Raw genomic sequence first — 19,256 nt, 5'->3', positions numbered from 1 at the left:
AATGACACGACGAGGACGAACGACAAGATGAGCGTGAGCTCGTGGAATCGCCGCCGTGAAGGCGGCGCATCGGACGTCAGGTTCGCGAGAGGCCGAGCTGGGTGAGGGACAATGCAGTAGTGCGCAGGGGCGAGGTGAACACCGATGCGCGGGCTAAGGGGCGCGGTCCGGCGCGGAGAGGGGAAGCCAGTTGAGGAGACCAGAACAGCCTCAGGACCAGGATGATCGCCGTAAGTCCGCAGAGGATGCCCAGGGCGCACAGAGCGACTCCTAGAGATGCGTTCACGTCTCCCGGGACAGTGACGATCTGCTGTGTACTGGGATCGACGCCGGCACCGTCGAACTCTGTCATGGCGAAGGGAACCTTCTCGCCGTTCTGGGTGTCCGTATGCCCCGTCGTGGCGGCGACACTGAAGAGCAGGAGCAGCGATAGCCCGATACTGGTAATGAGCCGCATTATCAATAACTGCTTGTGCGTTCGCGTGGGATCGGGGATCCGCAACGAACGGTGCATCCTCCGCATTGTACTCGTCCCGTGTTTGCGCTTTCTTTGAGCGGGCAGGGAACTGTCGGCCCAATGAGGCACGGGCAGGGATCACGATTGACGATGCTAGGCGTCGAGTGATGAGCAGAGACGTCTGAGAGCCCTTTGACCGCCGCCAGCCATGCCTATTCGGTGCGGCGGCGACGTGCTCGGATGAGCCAGAACGCCGCCGCAATCACGGCGGCGAGAACGAACACTCCTCCAAGCATGAAGAGAACGACAACGCCCTCGGAGGATCCGTCGGATGCGCTGTCCGTCTTCGCGGGAGTGGGGGTGGTTGCTTCGTCCTGCGCGCTCTGAGTGGGCGTGGGGGACGCCGCCACGACTGCTCCGGGTTGGGCGCGGATCCGCTCGTTCTCGCAGGCCGGCAGATCCCATCCGAGTGCAGACTCGGTGCCTTCTTCTGGTGCGTACTGGAACTCGAAGGACTCCGAGATCGGGTGGCCATCGCTGGAGACCGCGTTCCAGAGGATCGTGTAGGTCCCCGCCTCGCCGAGCGCGACCGGGGTGGTCAGTACATTCAGGTCGATGGTCGAGCACGACGTCTCGTAGTACAGGCCGTCGGGCCCCTGGACCTGAGCGAAGCTCGCCTGCCCGAAGTCGATCAGCTCGCCGCTGAAGGTAAGCGAGACCGCTTCCAGGGTTGTGACCGTATCGCCGGCGGACGGTGCGGAGTCGAGAAGGTTGTCATGGGCGGCGGCCGGGGCGGCGAACAGCAAGGTCGTGATGGCAGAGGTGATGACGGCAATCGCGGTCAGGCGTATCGAGCGTGTGAGTTTCGTGGGCATGGCTTAATCCTTAGGGATGTCGTGAGACACGGCGAGGTCTGGAGGAAGGGGAATGTGGGCGAAAGTGACGGGATGAGCGCGCGGGAGGTGCTCGTCGAGGCCTGGCAGCGGGATGGTGGACGATCGTGGCGCCCAGCAGACCAGCCCGGTCGGGATCCGAGATGCTCATGGCTTCCGCGTTCGTTGACGGTGCCCGAAAAGAGCTGCCAGCACAAGACCGACAGCACCTGTCGCGAGCACGAATCCGGCTGTGCGCTGGTCGGCAAGAGGATCAGGACCCCAGGTGCGTCCCATCGCCCCGAACCAGTTAGCTGCGATAAGGCCGTTCTGGATGACGACCCACGCACCCAGAACAGCGGGTGTCAAGATGGCTGACGCGATGATGATCACGCGCAGAACTCGAGACCGCACCTGTCGGGCGGAGATCAGCGAGTGCACCAGGACACTGCCTGCGACGAGCAGCGCCACGACACGGAGTTCGTGGGCGAGGGGGTCGACCAGTGTCCATCGAAGAGTCCCGGTTGCGCTCGTCGCCCACAGCACCACCGCGAACAGGCAGGTTGCGACGATGGGATGCATGAGGAGTCTCACTGGCCGTGCCCGGGCGATTACCTGCATCCACTCGCGCACGCCTCGGCTCTGATCGGTGCGGCTGGTGATTGCTGGCATCGCGAGCGTGAACGGGGCGCCGAGCACGAGAAGCAGCGGGACGACAGCGGCCAGCAGTACTCGGCTGAGCGCATCCACGCTGTGCAGATAATCCGCATACACCGAGATCGGACCGGAGCTCACCCAGACCAGCAGAAGCATCCCGGCGACCCAGGAGAGCGTACGTGACGCGGGCCATAGCTCGCCGCGTCGCCGGAGACGGCGGACACCGACAAGATAGAAGAAGATCCCGAAGCCGGCAATCAGAATCCAAAGAAGATCGATGTCCCAGCTGACGAACCATCGCTCGGCCGTGAGTTCTGCCGGGAGCGGGGCTTCGGTGAGGATCTCGGCAGGCGTCGTCAGTGGGGGCGCGCTGGTATCGGCGGGCGCGGGGGTACGCGCCAATGCTGTGGCCGCACCGCTGGCCAACCCCATGACCGCGAACTCGACGGCGATGAACGCCCAGAAGGCGCCCCGCTCACCTACGCCGCGACGGATGAACCTCCGTCGGTGCGCGGTCCCCAGCGCCCCGAGCGCGGCCAGAGCTAGGACTTTGAGAGCGAGTACCGCCCCATAAGCGCTGATCAGGTCGCCCCAGTCCGTGATCGACGTGAGCGCTCTCGCGATGCCGGACACGAATACGACGATGAACGCGACCAGCGCGAGAGTCGAATATCTTTCGACGATGACGCGCATCCTCGTCTCCTGCATGCAGGAACGCAGGAACACCAAAGTCACGAGTCCACCGAGCCACACCGCGGCACCGATGATGTGCAGGACCAGGGCCATGACGGCAGCGTCGTGGTTTGCGAGACTGCCCGAATGACCCTGCGTCGCCATCGGGACCAAGCTCATCAAGGAAAACACTCCGATGAGCGCCGCTGCACCCCAGCGGCGGAACGCGTAAGCGAGCACCGTGATCGTGGCCGCGGCGACCGTCGTGATCAACCACACGCGTCCGAGCTCGGTCTCCAACAGGAATCGTCCCAGCTGCTGGCCAAACTCCGCTCCCAACGACACCTGCGGATTGAACGAGGACAGAAAGGTAAGGAACCCGGTGGCGCCGCTGCTGACCGTGAGGACAGCCGCTCCGGCCGACGCCAGATCCAGTGCCGTGTCGTACTCCTTCTTACCGGCGCGAAGCGCAAACAACGTGAGCACGGCAGAACCCGACATGACTGCGGCGGACAAGTTCACGAAGAGCTTGGCAGTCGGCAGCCCCCAACGAACCAGAGCCCCTGGATCGCTGGTTACCCGAGGCGCCGCACCGCCACCGATGATCAAACAGACAACCAGAGTGAAAGCTCCCGCGGCGATCAGGATCGCGGGCCCTGCCATTCGCAAGCTCGCCGGCTTCACGAACGGCTCTCGGTTTCATCGGGTAGAGCCTGCGGGGCCGACATCGTGTCCGTATCAATATCAGGAGCGGTGCACGCTCCCGTCTTGGGCAGCTTCTGCATTGCTGGTGCAAGGGCCTCCAGTGCCTTGTCCGCCGAGAGTCGGGTGGTGTCGACATAAACCTGAGCCGCCGGTTCTCGCCCATAGGTCGTCATGCGCAGATTCGGGGAGTCGGAGTCATCGATGATCCAGTCCACCGCCCCGATGGTGACGCACTGCAACGTGGTGGGAGCGGGCGATTCGAGCCCGCATCTGACGACCACGGCCGTGGGGTCGCCCCACGCAGCCGTCGCCTGCGCGTCCGTCGTTCGGGTGGGAAGCTCGCCGATAACATCCGGTAGACGGACCGTAAGATCCGCACACTCCGGGGCGTTCGCATGGTCAGCAGGCTTCAGCTCGACGGTTGGCGCGCACCCTCCGACGAGAAGGAGAACAACCAAGGTGCTTGCGAACACGGCAATGCCTCGCGGTGAACGCGGGTGTGGGGTGGCCTTAATCGGGGTGGGCTGGGCATCAGGACGTGGCATCGAGGTTCTCCAAGTGTGGCATCGGCACGGCAACGGATCTCTCGGGGAATGCCTGCGAGAGGTTCGTAAGACGGCTCAGAGAATCAGGTCCGGGACAGCGCCAGTTGCATCAATGACGGTCGAAGACCCCGAAAACGTGTCGAGCGTGAAAACTGAGTCATGTCGCGCATCAGCTCGCGGCCGCGCCCACGCGTGCATCCGATGAGCGTCGGGCCTGTGAGGATCCGCCAGAGCATCACGAAGCTGAACAGCGCTCCTGCAAGGCACAGTGCAGCGCCACCGACCGCTTCAGGAGCCGCGTCATTGCTAGCCAGAAGTCCCCGATCAGCACTAACGATGCTCGACTGCGCTGCAGTTGATGGCAGCTCATCGCTGCTGCGCTCCATGTGGACCGTGGAGGCCACACCGAAAGCAAGCAAGACGATCACCGCAAGACTGAGAATGATGTTCATTATCAGTCCCTGATGATCTTTCACCTTTGCTTGACGCACGGTGAGACTAGTAACCATCTTGACTAGCCTATCGGCGCCGACATCACCTCATCGGCAAAGCGAGGCAAGGTTGGGTGCTAGATCGACGCTTCACCTTCGCCGAGAGCTTCGCGACATCCGTTGATGAGGTCGCAGCGTCGACACCGCCATCAAAGACCAGATCGCTAGGAGCCTGCGTGCGGGGGTGACCTGGCAGGATCGTGATGCTCACCGGACTGGGTCGAAGCGCGAAATGACGCCTCCGCCCGGCCCTCCTACGTCGAGCAGAAGGCCGCATCGCCGCCATGCCTCCACTTCTGGACGATGCTCGCTGGGCGATCGAACGGGCCGCGTGGTCCTCAACCACGACTACCGGATCTGAGCCTGGACAGTTCTCAGAAAGTCGTCCGTTTTGTGTCCGCAAATCCACTTTGTGACCGTGTACATACCCGTAGGAACTCGTAGGAACAGCGAGTTGGTGCCATAGAATCAGGGTTATCAGGTGGAAAGAGGACCTCGCGCCATTAGCGTGAGGTCGCGGGTTCAAGCCCCGCTCCTGCTACAGAATGAAACCCCCGGTTTTCCGGGGGTTTTGTCATATCCGGAACTGTCCCAGCGGTGCATCCGGTGCATCAGCGGTCACGCACCTCTTGACATGCGCCGAGACGGGTGTAGTACTGACACCGAGACCGGCGTGAGCAGCGTGCATGTGGGGTGCACCGGGCGTCGACGCGGATGGGGCAGCGGCCATGGGCGACGCGAATCAGCATGCAGAAGTACCCGAGGATCAGTTCACCGGAAAGGTGATCGTGCGGGGCGATCCGGCGTACGACGACGCGAGAGCGGTGTGGAGCGGGCTGATCGATCGGCATCCGCGGGCGGTCGTCCGCTGCGCCGGCGTCGAAGACGTTCAGGCCGGAATCCGATACGCGCGGACGCGCCGTCCCCGGCGGGCTGTTCTCGCGCACCGGGATCGCCGGGCTCACGCTGGGCGGCGGCTACGGGTGGATCCGCAACATGTTCGGGCTCAGCGCCCGCTCCCTGCGAGACGCTGAGCTGGTCACGGCCGAGGGGATCGTCATCGGGTCGGTGGCAGAGGAAGCGCCCGACCTGCTCTGGGGACTGCGCGGCGGCGGTGGGAACTTCGGCGCCGTCGCCGCCTTCACCTTCGACACCCATCCGGTGCCCGCCCGGAATCACTTCCTCTTCGTCATCCACGACGGCGGCTCGGGCGCAGCCGCCCGGGGCCTGCGGCTGTTCCGCGCATTCTGCGCCGAGGCGCCGAGGAACGTCAGCATGCTCGCCTTCCTCGGCCGGGTGCCGGTGGGAGCCGAGGGCTACCCGCCGGATGCCGCGGGGCGGCAGTTCATCGGATTCGCCGGCCTCTACCTCGGCGATGCCGAAGACGGCCGATCGCTGCTGCGTCCGCTGCACGAGTTCGGCACGCCACTGCTGGACCTCAGTGGTGAGACGGACTACGTCGAGGTCCAGCAGGTCTTCGACGAGGACTACCCCGACGGCGCCCGGTACTACTGGAAGTCGACGAACGTGCTCGACCTGACGGACGACGCGATCGACGCCCTGGTCGCGCTGGCAGAGCGCGCGCCATCGGAGCTGAGCACGATCGACATCTGGCACAGCGGGGGTGCGGCAGCCGAGCCGTTCGACGGCGCCTTCCTGCCCTCGCAGGCTCCCTTCATGGTCGCGCCGGAGGCGAACTGGATCGCGCCCGAGGGCGACACCGCGAACATCGCCTGGGGCCGGGAGGTCGTGGCCGCGTTCGCGCCCCTGTGCTACGGCTCGCGATACCTCAACTTCGCCGGCTTCAACGAGGACGGCGACGCTGAGACGTCGGCATCCTTCCGGCGCAACCTCGCGCGCCTCCAGGGCCTCAAGCGCCGGTGGGATCCGGGCAACCTCTTCCGCCAGAACCAGAACATCGTGCCGTGATCCCTGCGCCGGCGAGTGAGCCGGCGCTCATGCCTCCGGGAAGGCGATCTTGCGCAACAGACCCCGCAGTGTGTCGCGCTCCGCATCCGTGAGCATGCTGTGCTGCCGGTGCTCGGCGCTGATGGTCTCGGCATTCGCCGTCTCGAACAGCCGATGACCGGCATCCGTGGCGACGATGACATTCGCGCGGCGATCCCGCGCGTCGGGCTCACGGATGATGAGCCCCGACGATTCGAGCTGGTCGACCAGCGCCACCACCTGGCTCGGGTCCAGCCGCAGGTACTCGGCGATCTCGCGCTGCGACACCCGGCTGGGGTCGCACGCCAGGGCGAGCACGGAGTAGGAGCGCACCTTCAGCCCGTAGCCAGCGAGCGCCGAGTTGCCGGCCGCACTCGAGACCGCACTCGCTCGTGCCAGCAGGAAGCTCAGCTGGTTCTCGAGGCTCTCGCGGCCGTCGATGGGTGTGCTCACGCGTGACGTCATAGTGGAATCATACATTCATTGAAATCTGGATCATTGACAGACTCAACTAAATGTGGTGTGATCGTCGAAATCAAGGAGGACACATGTCACTGGCAGGCAAAGTCGCCGTCGTCACAGGATCCGGCCGCGGGCTCGGGCTCGCCTACGCTCAGGAACTCGCCCGCCGCGGAGCATCCGTCGTCATCAACGATGTGGACGCCGGCACCGCGGATGAGGCCGTCGCGTCGATCACCGGCGCCGGGGGCCGGGCCGTCGCGGTCGTCGCGCCCGTCGGATCGACCCAGACGGCGAAAGCGCTCGTGGACGGGGCCGTCGAAGCGTTCGGACGACTGGACATCGTCGTCACCAACGCGGGCATCCTGCGCGACACGGTGCTGTGGAAGATGAGCGACGACGACTTCGACGCGGTCATCGACGTGCATCTGCGCGGAACCTTCACAGTCGTGCGCGAGGCAGTCCAGTACATGCGCAAGAACGAGATCGCGGGCCGCATCATCGCCATCGGATCCCCGACCGGCCAGCGCGGCAACTTCGGTCAGACCAACTACGCCGCGGCCAAGGCCGGGATCGTCGGGATGATCCGCACGTGGGCGCTCGAGCTCAAGCGCGCCGGCATCACCGCGAACGCGGTCATCCCGGTCGCCGCCACCGCGATGACCGCGACAGTGCCCTACTTCGCAGCCGCCGTCGAGGCCGACGCCAACGGGCAGCCGATGCCGGACTTCTTCCGCAAGCAGGTCGGCTTCGGCGGCGCGGACGATGTCGCAGGCCTCATCGCCTACCTCGCCTCGGATGCCGCATCGGGCATCACCGGCCAGGCCATCGGAGTCGGCGGCGACCGCCTGCAGGTGTGGTCGCACCCCGAGGCGGCCACCACCGAGTACCGCGACGGTGGGTGGAACTACGACGCGCTGCAGGAGCAGGGCGCCGACCTCATCGCAGCCAACGCGCAGGACGTGGGCGAGAAGTTCCCGGCCCTCCCGGAGGAGCTGCAACCATGACGCGCTACGAGCCCGCCATCGACCTCGCCGCAGTCGCGGCGATCGACATGCACGTGCACGTCGATCAGGACGATCACGGCCACAGCGCACTCCCGCACGATCTCGACGCGGCAGCGCTGCGCTACTTCGGCAGCTCCGAGGGATGGCCGAAGCTCGACGCCGTCGCTGCGCACTACCGCGAGCGCAACATGGCCGCCGTCGTGTTCTCTGTCGATGCCGAGACGCGCCTCGGGCACGCGCCGGTCTCGAGCAGCGAGATCGCCGAAGGCGCGGCACGCAACAACGACGTGCTCATCCCGTTCGGCTCGGTCGACCCGCATCGCGCGAACGCCGTCGACCTGGTCGACCGCCTGCTCACCGAACACGGCGTCCGCGGCTTCAAGTTCCACCCCACCGTGCAGGGCTTCGACCCTGGTGAGGAGCGGTTCTACCCGCTGTACGAGAAGATCCAGGATGCCGGTGTGCCGGCGCTGTTCCACACCGGGCAGACCGGCATCGGGGCCGGGCTCCCCGGGGGACGCGGACTGCGCCTCGGGCTGTCGAATCCGATCCTTCTCGATGGCGTCGCCGCCGACTTCCCCGACCTGCAGATCATCATGGCGCACCCGTCGGTGCCCTGGCAGGAGGAGGCGCTGTCGGTCGCGACGCACAAGCACAACACTTGGATCGACCTGTCGGGCTGGAGCCCTAAGTACTTCCCGAAGGAGCTGGTCCGCTACGCCAACTCCGTCATCAAGGATCGTGTTCTCTTCGGCTCGGACTTCCCCCTGATCACACCGGACCGCTGGCTCAAGGACGCCGAAACCGCCGAGTTGTTCAAGCCCGAGGTGCTCCCCGCCATCCTCAAGGACAACGCCGTCCGACTGCTCGGCCTGGCCGGCTGAACGCCGGATCCGCACCGCTCGAATCTCAGAAGGAGAACCCATGACCACGACGATCGCCTACGCCGACTTCCCCGGACTCCTCGGCAAGGATCTCGGCCACACCGACTGGCTCCAGATCACGCAGGAGCGCATCAACACCTTCGCCGACGCCACCGACGATCACCAGTGGATCCACACCGACCCCGAGCGCGCCCAGGAGGGACCGTTCGGAGCGCCGATCGCGCATGGCTTCCTCACCCTGTCGCTGTTCATCCCGCTCTGGGCATCGTTGCTCGAGGTCGACGGTGTCGGCACCAAAGTCAACTACGGCCTCGACAAGGTGCGCTTCGTCTCGCCGGTCAAGGTCGGCGATCGCATACGCCTCACCGCGACCATCGCCGAGATCACCGAGATCGCCGGCGGCTACCAGTTCGCCGTCGACGGCATGATCGAGATCGACGGCGGCGCCAAGCCCGCAGCGGCGGTCCGCAGCATCCAGCGCTACTACGCCTGACTCATCCAAAACCCGAACACCAGATAACCGCGCAGTTACAAAGGAGTACTGACATGTCCCGCACCCGCACCCTCGCCGTCGCCGCCCTGGCAGCGTCCGCCCTCGTCCTCACCGCGTGCAGCGGAGGATCGCTCAGCGGAGAGGAGCCGAGCTCGGCACCGTCCGGGGGCAGCTCCGGCGACCTCACCCCCGTGACCGTCGGCCTGCTGCCGATCGCCCCCGCCGCCGCTGTGCAGCTGGGCATCGACGAGGGCATCTTCGAGAAGCACGGGCTCGACGTCACCGTGCAGAGCGGACAGGGCGGCGCAGCCTTGCTGCCCGCAGTGTCGAGCCAGTCGATCGAGTTCGCCGTCGGCAACCCGCTCTCGGTGCTCGTCGCCGTCAGCCAGGGGCTCGGCATGGAGATCATCGCCGGCTACTCGGCGATCACCACCCCCGAGCCCAGCGGCATCGTGGTCATGGAGGACTCTGGCATCGACACCTGGGCCGACCTCGAGGGCAAGACGGTCGCGCTGAACGCGGTGAACACACAGGGCGACCTGGGAACGATGGCGATGGTCGAGGCCGACGGCGGCGACCCGAGCAAGGTGTCCTTCACCGAGATCCCGTTCCCCGATCAGCTGGCACAGCTCGAACAGGGGCACATCGACGCGTCCTGGACGCCCGAGCCGTTCCTCACCGCCTCACTCGAGACGCCCGGCGTGAAGTGGCTCGGCGACCCGCTGACCGCGATCGACGACCTGTACACGATGGTCACGTTCACCTCGACCGCCTATGCGGACGCGAACCCCGAGGTGACGGATGCCTTCGCCGCCGCCATCGCCGAGTCGACGGCGCTCGCGATGGACGACGACGAGCTCTACCGCCAGGCGATCGTCGACTACACGGGCATGGATGCGGAGGTCGTGGCGAACATCCGCCTCGAGGCGCTCTCGGGCGACCTCGACCCGAGCATCATCGAAGAGCTCAGCGCGACCGCGCTCAAGTACGGCTTCCTCGACACGGAGCCCGACATGGACGCCGTCATCCGCAAGTGATCACCCGGGTCGGCGCCTCACCGGCGCCGACCCTCCTCCATCGCCAGCCCAACGAAGGACTCGCCATGAGAAACCACGGAATCGGCCGCTGGGTCGAGCGCCGCCGTGAGAAGTCGCGCGGCAGCATCGCCATCGCGTTCCGGGATCAGCATCTCCGGTACGAGGAGCTCGCCGACCGCATCAACCGCCTCGCCGATGCGCTCGCCGCACGCGGTGTGCGCCACGGCGACCGCGTCGCGTACCTCGGCAACAATCATCCGTCCTTCCTCGAGGTGTTCTTCGCCGCGACGACCCTCGGCGCGATCTTCGTGCCGCTGAACACCCGCCTCGCCCCTCCCGAGATCGACTTCTCGCTCGACGACTCGGGCGCGAGCGTGCTGGTCTTCCAGCACTCCCTCACGGATCTCGCCCGGGCGGGCAGCTGGTCGCGGCCCGCCACACGCCGCATCGTCGTCGACGGACCGGCGCCGGCAGCCAGCGTCGAGGAGTACGAGCACGTGCTCGCCTCGGGCGAGAACATGTCGCGCGATGAACCGGTCACCCTCGACGACGCCGCGATGATCCTCTACACCTCCGGCACGACCGGGCGTCCGAAGGGCGCCGTGCTCACGCACGGCAACCTCACCTGGAACTGCTTCAACGTGCTCGTCGACTACGGGGTGAGCCCGGGCGAGAAGGTGCTGCTCATCTCGCCGATGTTCCACGTCGCCTCCCTGGCCAACGGGGCGTTCCCCGCGCTGCTGCAGGGCGGCACCGTCGTGCTGCACGAGACGTTCGACCCCGGCCAGGTGCTGCAGACCGTGCAGCAGGAGCGGATCACGATGCTCTCCGGCGTGCCGACCACGTTCCAGATGCTGCAGGAGCACCCCGACTTCGACACCACCGACATCAGCAGCCTCAGCCACCTCACGTGCGGCGGCTCGGCGATGCCGGAGCGGATGCTGAAGGCGTACGAGGCGCGCGGACTGGGCTTCTCGTGCGGATACGGGATGACCGAGACGGCGCCGGGCGCCACCGCGCTGCCCGCCCACATGGCCGGTCAGAAGATGGGCTCCTCGGGGCTCAAGCACTTCTTCACCGACGTCAAGATCGTCGACGAGAGGGGCGACGAGGTGGCCCCGGGCGTGGTCGGCGAGATCCTCGTCAGCGGCCCGAACGTGATCACGGAGTACTGGCAGCGCCCCGATGCGACGGCAGCGGGCATCGTCGACGGCTGGTTCCACTCCGGCGACCTCGGCTACGTCGACGAGGACGGGTACATCTACATCTCCGACCGCCTGAAGGACATGATCATCTCCGGCGGCGAGAACATCTACTCCGCCGAGGTCGAGGGCATCATCATGGAGCTGTCCGAGGTGGACGCCGTCGCCCTGATCGGCGTGCCCGACGAGCGCTGGGGCGAGATCCCGCTCGCCGTCGTGCAGCTCAAGCCCGGCGCATCCCTCGCCGACGACGCGATCGCCGCGCACCTGACGGGGCGACTCGCCAAGTACAAGATTCCCAAGCAGGTCCACTTCGTGGACGAGCTCCCGCGGACGGCGAGCGGCAAGGTCCGCAAGGCGGATCTGCGCGCAGGGCTCGTCCGCTGACCCGAGATCCCGAAGGGAGACAACGATGTCACTGGCCCCACCCGGCGAACAGACGGTCACCACCGTGGTCGCCGTCGCGCAGGCCCGCTCGCAGCGCAAGAAGTTCCGCATGCGTCGCGCGGTTCTCGGACTCTGCGGCGTGCTCGTGCTGCTCATCATCTGGGAGATCGCCGCGCGCGTCGGCGCCGTCGATGCGCGGTTCCTGCCTCCGCCGACCGAAGTGCTCCCGCGTCTGGTCCAGATCTTCGCGCTGACCGATTTCTGGACGGCCGTGGGCGACACGATGATCGCCTGGGGCATCGGCCTCGCGATCGCATTCGTCGCCGCCACCGTCCTCGGCGTCGTGATCGGCCTCTCGCCGTTCCTTCGACGGGCCACGAACTCGACGGTCGAGTTCCTGCGCCCGATCCCGTCGGTCGCGCTCATCCCGCTCGCCTCGCTGCTGTTCGGGGCTGCGCCCTCGGCGGCGATCCTGCTGATCGTCTACGCATGCTTCTGGCAGATCTTCATCCAGGTTCTCTACGGCGTCGCCGATGTCGACCACGTCGCGATGAGCACGGGCCGCAGCTACGGCTTCAGCCGGTGGCAGCGCATGCGGGACATCGTGTTCCCGACCGCACTGCCGTACCTGATGACCGGTCTGCGACTGGCGGCATCCGTCGCGCTGATCCTCGCGATCACCGCGCAGCTGATCATCGGGACCCCCGGCCTCGGACAGGTCATCGTGCAGGCGCAGAACGCCAGGCAGTACACCACCATGTACGCGCTCGTGCTGGCGACCGGGCTGCTCGGCGTCGTGATCAACATCGGCGCCCGGATGCTCGAGCGGCGTCTGCTCTCATGGCACCACTCGGTTCGAGAGGACATCCCGTCATGAAGAAGACACTCGTCTCCCTGGCATACCTGCTGGGGCTTCCGGCCATCCTCGTCGCGCTGTGGTGGGTCTCGGCGCTCATCGCACCGAGCTTCTTCGTCCCCACCCCCGGCGAACTCGCCGTGACGTTCGTCGAGACCTGGATCGGGCCGCGGCTGTGGGTCGACATCCTCCCGAGCGTCACGCGCTTCGCGATCGGCGTCGTCGTGGCGATCGTCATCGGGGTGCTGCTGGGGCTGCTGGTCGGCCTCAACCGTGACCTGCGTGCATTCGCCGATCAGGTGTTCGAGTTCTTCCGCGCCCTGCCGCCGCCGGTGCTGATCCCGGTGCTCCTGCTGCTGTTCGGACCGACCGACGCCATGAAGATCCTCGTGATCATCCTCGCCGCCGTGTGGCCGGTGCTGCTGAACACCATCGAGGGTGTCCGTGCGGCCGACCCGGTGCAGACCGACACGAGCCGCTCCTACGGCATCCACGGCTTCAATCGCATCCGCTATCAGGTGCTGCCCTCGGCGGCCCCGCAGATCATGACGGGTATCCGTCAGTGTCTGCCGATCGGGCTGATCATGATGGTCATCTCCGAGATGTTCGCGACCTTCGCCGGCCTCGGCTTCTCGATCATCCAGTTCCAGCGCCGATTCGCGATCCCGGAGATGTGGTCCGGGATCCTCGTGCTCGGGCTGCTCGGATTCGCCGTCGCCCTGATCTTCCGCGTCGCAGAACGACGCGTCCTGCGCTGGTACCACGGACTGAAGGACCTTGAGAATGCTCCCTGAAACCTCCTCCCCGCTCCAGACCGTCTCGCACGGCCGCACCCTCCCCGCTGAGCAGACCCTGCTGTCGGTGCGGGGCCTGAAGAAGGTGTACCGCACCGACGGCGGCGACGTCGAAGCCGTGCGCGATCTCACCTTCGACCTCGGCAAGAACGAGCTGACCTGCCTGGTCGGACCCTCGGGCTCGGGCAAGACGACGTTGCTCAAGTGCATCGCAGGCCTCCTCGAACCCACGAGCGGCGAAGTGATCCTCGACGGCAAGAGGGTCATCGCGCCGCCCAAGAAGATGGCCGTCGTGTTCCAGGAGTACGGCCGGTCGCTGTTCCCGTGGCTGCGGGTCGCGGACAACGTCGAGCTGCCGCTGAAGAACGCCGGCGTCCCGAAGGCGGAGCGCAAGGCGCTCGTCGAGGAGGCGCTGGCCAACGTCGGCCTCGCCGACGTGCCGCGCTCGTACCCCTGGCAGCTCTCCGGCGGCATGCAGCAGCGCGTCGCGATCGCGCGCGCCATCGCCTATCAGCCCGAGGTCCTGCTCATGGACGAGCCGTTCGCGGCCGTCGACGCGCAGACCCGTGCCGACCTCGAGGACCTGGTGCGCGGCGTGCGCGAACGGCTGGGGCTGTCGGTGCTATTCGTCACCCACGACATCGAAGAGTCGGTGTATCTGGGGGAGCGCGTGATCATGCTCTCGAGCTCGCCGACCGTCGTGCAGGAGGACCTCATCGTCGATCTGCCGCCGCAGCGCGATCAGCTCGAGACGCGGTCGATGCAGCGGTTCACCGAGCTGCGTCACCACGTGTACGAGCAGATCCAGCGCGCCAAGAAGGGGTACCGGCCGGACGGCCCGGCACCGAAGTGACCGCGTCCGGGGGCAGTGGGGGATCTGCCCCCGGCGCGGTCGCGCAGCCGGGAGGGATCCGTCCCGGCCTGATGGCCGCGCTCGGATTCGTCGGCATGGCAGGTTCGGTCTCGACTGATCTGTACCTGCCGGCCTTCCCCGGCATCGCCGCGGACTTCGGTGTCAGCGCAACGGCGGTGCAGTTCACGCTCACTGCGTTCCTGATCGGCGCGGCATGCGGTCAGCTGCTCATCGGCGCCATGTCGGATGCCGTCGGCCGGCGCCGAACGCTGCTGATCGCGCTCACCGCGTTCGCGGTGTGCGGATACGTCGCGGCCCTCAGCCCGACCTTCGGGATGCTGGTGGCCGTCAGGGCTCTGCAGGGGTTCGCCGGTGCAGCCGGTGCGGTGCTCGCCCGCGCCGTGATCTCCGATCTCGCTGACCGGGATGCGGCCCTGCGCGGATTCAGCGCGCTGTGGGCGATGACGGCTCTGGGACCGGCGATCGCGAGCCCGCTCGGCGCGCTGCTTGCCACCGCAGGCGGGTGGCGCGCGGCGCTGACCGGGCTCGCGGTGGTCGCCACGGCGATGCTCATCAGCAGTGCGCTGCTGATCCCGGAGTCGCTGCCGGCCGAGCGCCGCCATCCGCTCTCGTTCGCCCCTCTGGCGCGCAACGTCGGCGGTCTGGTGCGGGTGCCCGCGTACGTCGCTCTCACGCTCGCGTTCGCGGCGGGGTACGCCTCGCTCATGGTGTACATCAGCTCGTCGTCGTTCATCGTGCAGGGCGTGTTCGGAGCAGGGCCCGGCGGCTACGCCCTGACCTTCACGTACTCGTCCCTCGTGATCATGGCCGGTGCGTGGGCGAGCGGCCGCGCGGCGACGAGACTCGGCGCGCTCCGTGTACTGCGCGGCGCGCAGGCGCTCGCCGTGCTGGCCGCGTCGGTCGCCGCGGGGCTCGCGCTGACCGGGGTGCTCGGGTTCGTCTCGTACCTGGTGCTGGTGGGATGCTTCGCACTCGGGTGCGGCGGCATCCTCTCGTGTGCCTCCGCGCTCGCGCTCGGGCGCGCACCGCATGCCCGAGGTGCGGCGTCGGCGCTGCTCGGGTTCACGCAGTTCGCCCTGGGCGCTGCGGCCTCGCCCCTGGGAGGGCTGATGGGCGCTGGCAGCGCGGTGCCGGCGACGGTCGCGATGAGCGTGCTGGCGACCACCGGGCTGGTGGCCGGGGTGACCTTCCGGCGATCCGGGGAGTGATCAGCTCGGACGATGATCAGCTCGGGCGCGTGATCTTGCGCCCGATGATCTCCTTCATGATCTCGGTCGTGCCGCCGAAGATCGTCGCCACCCGCGAGTCGAGGTAGTCGTGCGCGACCGGGTACTCCTTCATGTATCCGTACCCGCCGTGCAGCTGCAGCGCGCGCTGGATGACCCGCTGGTGCAACTCGGTGACCCACCACTTGGCCATCGCGGCGGTGGTCTCGTCGAGGGCGTGGCCGGATGCCTCGAGGATGCAGCGGTCGATGAAGACCTGCGCGATCTGGATCTCGGTGGCGAGCTCGGCGAGATAGAAGCGGTTCGCCTGGAAGTCGGCGATCCGCTGGCCGAACGCCTGGCGCTGCATGGAGTGCTCCAGGGCGCCGTCGAAGGTCGACCTCATGCGCGCCATCGACGTCACCGCGATGTGCAGACGCTCGACGGAGAGGTTCTGCCGCATCTGCGTCCAGCCCGCGCCCTCGGAGCCGAGGATGCTGCTGCGGGGCACGCGGACGGCTTCGAACGAGAGCTCTGCGGTGTCCTGCGCCGACAGGCCGATCTTCTGCAACGGGCCCGTGCGCGTGAAGCCGGGGGTGTCGGCGTCGACGATGATCAGGCTGATGCCCGAGCGGCCGGCCTCGGGGTCGGTGCGGGCTGCGACGATGAACGTGTCGGCGAGCAGGCCGTTCGAGATGAACGTCTTGGCGCCGTTCAGGATGAGCTCGTCGCCGTCCGGTCGCGCGGTCGTCGTGATGCCTGCGAGATCGGAGCCCGCGCCGGGCTCCGTCATGGCGATCGCACCGATCTTCTCGCCGGCGATCAGGGGCGCCAGCCACCGTCGGTTCTGCTCGTCCGAGCCGAAGGCGATGAAGTACGGCGCGACGAGGTCGTTGAAGCCGCACAGAGACATCGACACGGCCGTGGCGCCGACGCGCGCGAGCTCTTCGATGACGATCGCGTTGAAGCGGAAGTCGTCCACGCCGCCCCCGCCGAACTCCTCGGGTGCCGACATGCCGAGGATTCCGGTCTCTCCGGCCCTGCGGAACAGTTCTCGATCGACGCGTCCCGCGGCCGCCCACTCCTCCAGTCGGGGGACGACCTCCTTCTCCGTGAAGCGGCGCACGACGTGACGGAACTCGTCATGCTGTTCATCGAAGATCTCACGCTTGAGAAATGATTGCATTTCTCAATAATAGAACTCGCCCTCGTTCTTGCCAAGGGCTAGTTTCGGACGTCTGACGCCTGCTGTCGACCGGCCCCGTGTCGTAGTCTTCCATTTCATGGAGCTGCGGTGGATGCGGTCGTTGGTCGCGGTCGCCACCGAGCGCAACTACGGGCGTGCGGCGATCGCCCTGCATGTCAGTCAGCCCGCCGTGAGCCAGCAGATCCGCAAGCTCGAGACCGAGGTGAGCGTCCGGCTGATCGAGCGCAGCACGCGCAGCGTCTCGCTGACACCGGCGGGGGAGGCGTTCCTGCCCCTCGCGGTCAAGGCGCTGAAGAAGGCCGACGACGCGATCCGCGCCGCACACAACTCCGAACGCGACGACCACGGCATCGTGCGCATCGGCTTCGCGGGTGCCATGGGAGCCCCGTTCGTCGCGGAGATCGCCCGGCGGGTCAGGCAGCAGCATCCGGGGATCGAACTGCAGTTCCAGGCGCAGCTGGCCAGCGGCGTCGTGATGGACCTCCTGAGCACCGGAGACCTCGACATCGGCTTCACCGCGGACGCCCGCCCCGTGCGCGGCGTGCGGTCCGCGGAGCTCCGATCCGACGGCCAGACGATCCTCGAGCTCGCAGCGGAGCGCGAGGCCCCCGTCTACGCATACGAGTTCGCTCAGCCGACCGACATCCTGGGCGGTCTCCTCGGCGCCTGCCACTCTCTCGACCTCGCCTACGTCTTCGCCAACGCCGACCGTTCGGCGTTCACGGGCACGGACCCCGCCCGCGGCGAGGTGTCGCAGAGCATGGCCCTCGCCTGGGCGTCGTTCGCGCGCACCGTATCGCCGCAGCATCCGGGCATTCCCGAGTGGCCCGCATACGCGCCGGAGGCCCCGGTCGTGATGCGGATCGCGCACGAGTGGCAGGCGCAGCCGGTGCGTCAGCGGGTGGGGGACCGGGCCGTCGCCTGAATTCTCCCGGCGCGCTGCCGATCGCCCGTATCCTGGATCGATCGACGGTGAAGGGGCGACGATGGCTGACAAGAGCGCTGATCGGGCCGCGCGAGCGGCGCAGGATTCCACCGTGTTCGAGGTGTTCGCTCGCGTCGGCTACGTGGTCCTCGGCATCCTGCACCTGCTGATCGGGGTCATCGCGATCTCGATCGCCACGGGCGGCGGCGGGGAGGCCGACCAGGGTGGCGCCCTGGCGCAGATTCAGAAGTCTCCGTTCGGTGTCGTTCTGCTGTGGGGCATCGTCATCGGGCTCGCAGCGCTCGCTGCCTGGCAGGTCGCGGAGATCTTCCTCGAACGCGACCCCGACCGCCGGAAGAGATGGGTGCATCGGGTGAAGTTCATCGGGACCGCTATCACCTACCTCGCCATCTCAGGCACCGCGCTGGTCTACGCCCTCGGCGGCCGGTCCGACTCATCGGAGTCCTCGCAATCGCTCAGTGCGCGCCTGCTCGCGGTGCCGGCGGGCGTCGCACTGCTCGTCGCGATCGGACTCGTGGTGACAGGGATCGGCATCGCCTTCGTCGTGCGCGGAATCACGCGCGCGTTCGAGGAGGACCTCGATCTTGCCACCGGCGCGGGGCGCACGGGCATCCTGACGCTCGGCGTCGTCGGATACGTCGCCAAGGGGATCGCCGTCGGCGTGACCGGAATCCTTTTCGTCGTCGCGGCGCTCATGCACGACCCCGAAGCTGCCGGAGGTCTGGATGCGGCACTCCGAGCGCTCGCCGGACTCCCGTTCGGCGTCGTCATCCTGTGGGGCGTCGGGGCCGGCCTGATCCTGTACGGGCTGTTCTGCTTCGCCCGCGCCCGCTACGCGCGGATGTGAGGCGCGTCGCCTACTGGAACGCGCGCAGTCGCAGGCTGTTGCCGACGACGAAGACGCTCGAGAACGCCATGGCCGCTCCGGCGAGCATCGGGTTCAGCATCCCGAGGGCGGCGACCGGAATGGCGGCGACGTTGTAGGCGAAGGCCCAGAAGAGGTTCGTCTTGATGGTGCCGAGCGTTCGGCGCGACAGGCGGATCGCGTCGACAGCGCTGCGCAGGTCGCCGCGGACGAGCGCGATGTCGGATGCCTCGATAGCAACATCCGTGCCGGTTCCCATCGCCAGTCCCAGGTCGGACTGCGCCAGCGCCGGGGCGTCGTTGATGCCGTCGCCGACCATCGCGACCACTCGGCCCTCGGACTGCAGGCGCTGCACGACGGCGACCTTGTCCTGCGGCAGCACCTCGGCGATCACCTCGTCGATCCCGACTTCGGCGGCGATGCGACGAGCGGCGGCGGCGTTGTCGCCGGTCAGCAGGATCGGGCGGAGACCGAGTGCGCGCAGACCTCTGATCGCCTCCGCGCTGGTGGGCTTCACGGTGTCGGCGACGACGAGGATGCCGCGGGCTGCGCCGTCCCAGCCTGCGACGACCACGGTCTTGCCCTCGCTCTCGGCCCGCTCCTTCGCGACCGCGACCTCGGGGGAGAGCGCCAGGCCCCAGTCGGCGAGCAGCGACTCGCGGCCGACGACGATGCTGCGGCCGTCTGCGACGCC

Annotated in this window: 20 protein-coding genes; 12 read left to right on the top strand and 8 right to left on the bottom strand. The window is 67.3% G+C overall.

All coding sequences use genetic code 11. The features are described 5' to 3' along the window. Nucleotides 1-76: 76 nt before the first annotated feature. From HWX58_RS14050 to HWX58_RS14030, 5 genes are all read right to left on the bottom strand, one after another. Nucleotides 77-514: a hypothetical protein gene (locus HWX58_RS14050; protein ID WP_175988795.1), complete on the bottom strand. Its 438-nt coding sequence runs from the start codon at nt 512-514 to the stop codon at nt 77-79. Nucleotides 515-669: 155 nt separating this feature from the next. Further along, entirely contained in the window at nt 670-1,332 is a 663-nt protein-coding gene (locus HWX58_RS14045) for a copper resistance CopC family protein (RefSeq protein WP_175988793.1), read from the bottom strand. 165 nt (nt 1,333-1,497) lie between these two features. Then, complete coding sequence (locus HWX58_RS14040; RefSeq protein WP_508619506.1) at nt 1,498-3,321, bottom strand: bifunctional copper resistance protein CopD/cytochrome c oxidase assembly protein; 1,824 nt, start codon at nt 3,319-3,321, stop codon at nt 1,498-1,500. Nucleotides 3,322-3,338: 17 nt separating this feature from the next. After that, nucleotides 3,339-3,908: a DUF3515 family protein gene (locus HWX58_RS14035; RefSeq protein ID WP_175988789.1), complete on the bottom strand. Its 570-nt coding sequence runs from the start codon at nt 3,906-3,908 to the stop codon at nt 3,339-3,341. A gap of 83 nt (nt 3,909-3,991) precedes the next feature. After that, nucleotides 3,992-4,417 (bottom strand): hypothetical protein, encoded by a 426-nt coding sequence (locus tag HWX58_RS14030; protein ID WP_175988787.1) that lies wholly within the window; start codon nt 4,415-4,417, stop codon nt 3,992-3,994. Nucleotides 4,418-5,395: 978 nt separating this feature from the next. Between HWX58_RS14030 and HWX58_RS14025 the strand changes: the two genes are divergently transcribed. Then, complete coding sequence (locus tag HWX58_RS14025) at nt 5,396-6,328, top strand: BBE domain-containing protein (protein WP_175988785.1); 933 nt, start codon at nt 5,396-5,398, stop codon at nt 6,326-6,328. 27 nt (nt 6,329-6,355) lie between these two features. Here HWX58_RS14025 and HWX58_RS14020 read toward each other — a convergent pair whose 3' ends face one another. Then, on the bottom strand, nt 6,356-6,799 hold the full coding sequence (locus tag HWX58_RS14020) for a MarR family winged helix-turn-helix transcriptional regulator (RefSeq protein ID WP_250646268.1): 444 nt from the start codon (nt 6,797-6,799) through the stop codon (nt 6,356-6,358). A gap of 95 nt (nt 6,800-6,894) precedes the next feature. On the opposite strand from HWX58_RS14020, the gene HWX58_RS14015 reads away from it, so the two are divergent. From HWX58_RS14015 to HWX58_RS13975, 9 genes are all read left to right on the top strand, one after another. Beyond that, on the top strand, nt 6,895-7,812 hold the full coding sequence (locus HWX58_RS14015) for an SDR family oxidoreductase (protein WP_175988781.1): 918 nt from the start codon (nt 6,895-6,897) through the stop codon (nt 7,810-7,812). After that, nucleotides 7,809-8,696, top strand: coding sequence for an amidohydrolase family protein (locus tag HWX58_RS14010; protein ID WP_175988779.1), 888 nt, complete (start codon nt 7,809-7,811; stop codon nt 8,694-8,696). Before HWX58_RS14015 ends, HWX58_RS14010 begins: the two co-directional genes overlap by 4 nt. A gap of 40 nt (nt 8,697-8,736) precedes the next feature. Beyond that, nucleotides 8,737-9,189, top strand: a complete 453-nt coding sequence (locus tag HWX58_RS14005; protein WP_175988777.1) for a MaoC family dehydratase — start codon at nt 8,737-8,739, stop codon at nt 9,187-9,189. A 53-nt stretch (nt 9,190-9,242) separates the two neighbouring features. Beyond that, a complete protein-coding gene (locus HWX58_RS14000) occupies nt 9,243-10,226 on the top strand; it encodes an ABC transporter substrate-binding protein (RefSeq protein ID WP_175988775.1) in 984 nt (327 codons plus the stop codon). A gap of 65 nt (nt 10,227-10,291) precedes the next feature. Further along, nucleotides 10,292-11,815 (top strand): acyl-CoA synthetase, encoded by a 1,524-nt coding sequence (locus HWX58_RS13995; protein ID WP_175988773.1) that lies wholly within the window; start codon nt 10,292-10,294, stop codon nt 11,813-11,815. Nucleotides 11,816-11,840: 25 nt separating this feature from the next. Then, a complete protein-coding gene (locus HWX58_RS13990; protein WP_175988772.1) occupies nt 11,841-12,692 on the top strand; it encodes an ABC transporter permease in 852 nt (283 codons plus the stop codon). Further along, on the top strand, nt 12,689-13,465 hold the full coding sequence (locus tag HWX58_RS13985; protein ID WP_217702998.1) for an ABC transporter permease: 777 nt from the start codon (nt 12,689-12,691) through the stop codon (nt 13,463-13,465). The genes HWX58_RS13990 and HWX58_RS13985 overlap by 4 nt, the downstream gene beginning before the upstream one ends. After that, entirely contained in the window at nt 13,455-14,318 is an 864-nt protein-coding gene (locus tag HWX58_RS13980; protein WP_175988768.1) for an ABC transporter ATP-binding protein, read from the top strand. Before HWX58_RS13985 ends, HWX58_RS13980 begins: the two co-directional genes overlap by 11 nt. 71 nt (nt 14,319-14,389) lie before the next feature. Then, nucleotides 14,390-15,547, top strand: coding sequence for a Bcr/CflA family efflux MFS transporter (locus HWX58_RS13975; protein WP_284690613.1), 1,158 nt, complete (start codon nt 14,390-14,392; stop codon nt 15,545-15,547). 16 nt (nt 15,548-15,563) lie between these two features. Here HWX58_RS13975 and HWX58_RS13970 read toward each other — a convergent pair whose 3' ends face one another. Next, on the bottom strand, nt 15,564-16,730 hold the full coding sequence (locus tag HWX58_RS13970) for an acyl-CoA dehydrogenase family protein (protein ID WP_175988764.1): 1,167 nt from the start codon (nt 16,728-16,730) through the stop codon (nt 15,564-15,566). Between the two features lie 97 nt (nt 16,731-16,827). On the opposite strand from HWX58_RS13970, the gene HWX58_RS13965 reads away from it, so the two are divergent. Further along, entirely contained in the window at nt 16,828-17,676 is an 849-nt protein-coding gene (locus HWX58_RS13965) for a LysR family transcriptional regulator (protein ID WP_175988762.1), read from the top strand. A gap of 61 nt (nt 17,677-17,737) precedes the next feature. Then, nucleotides 17,738-18,544, top strand: a complete 807-nt coding sequence (locus HWX58_RS13960) for a DUF1206 domain-containing protein (RefSeq protein WP_175988760.1) — start codon at nt 17,738-17,740, stop codon at nt 18,542-18,544. A gap of 10 nt (nt 18,545-18,554) precedes the next feature. Here HWX58_RS13960 and HWX58_RS13955 read toward each other — a convergent pair. Continuing rightward, nucleotides 18,555-19,256, bottom strand: a 702-nt coding sequence (locus tag HWX58_RS13955; RefSeq protein ID WP_175988759.1) for a heavy metal translocating P-type ATPase, incomplete at its 5' end; no start/stop codon positions are given.

It is taken from the genome of Microbacterium tenebrionis (genome assembly GCF_903645325.1).
Taxonomy (GTDB): domain Bacteria; phylum Actinomycetota; class Actinomycetes; order Actinomycetales; family Microbacteriaceae; genus Microbacterium; species Microbacterium tenebrionis.
Note: the sequence above shows the minus strand (reverse complement) of the source record. Positions and strands in the feature narration are given on the sequence as shown.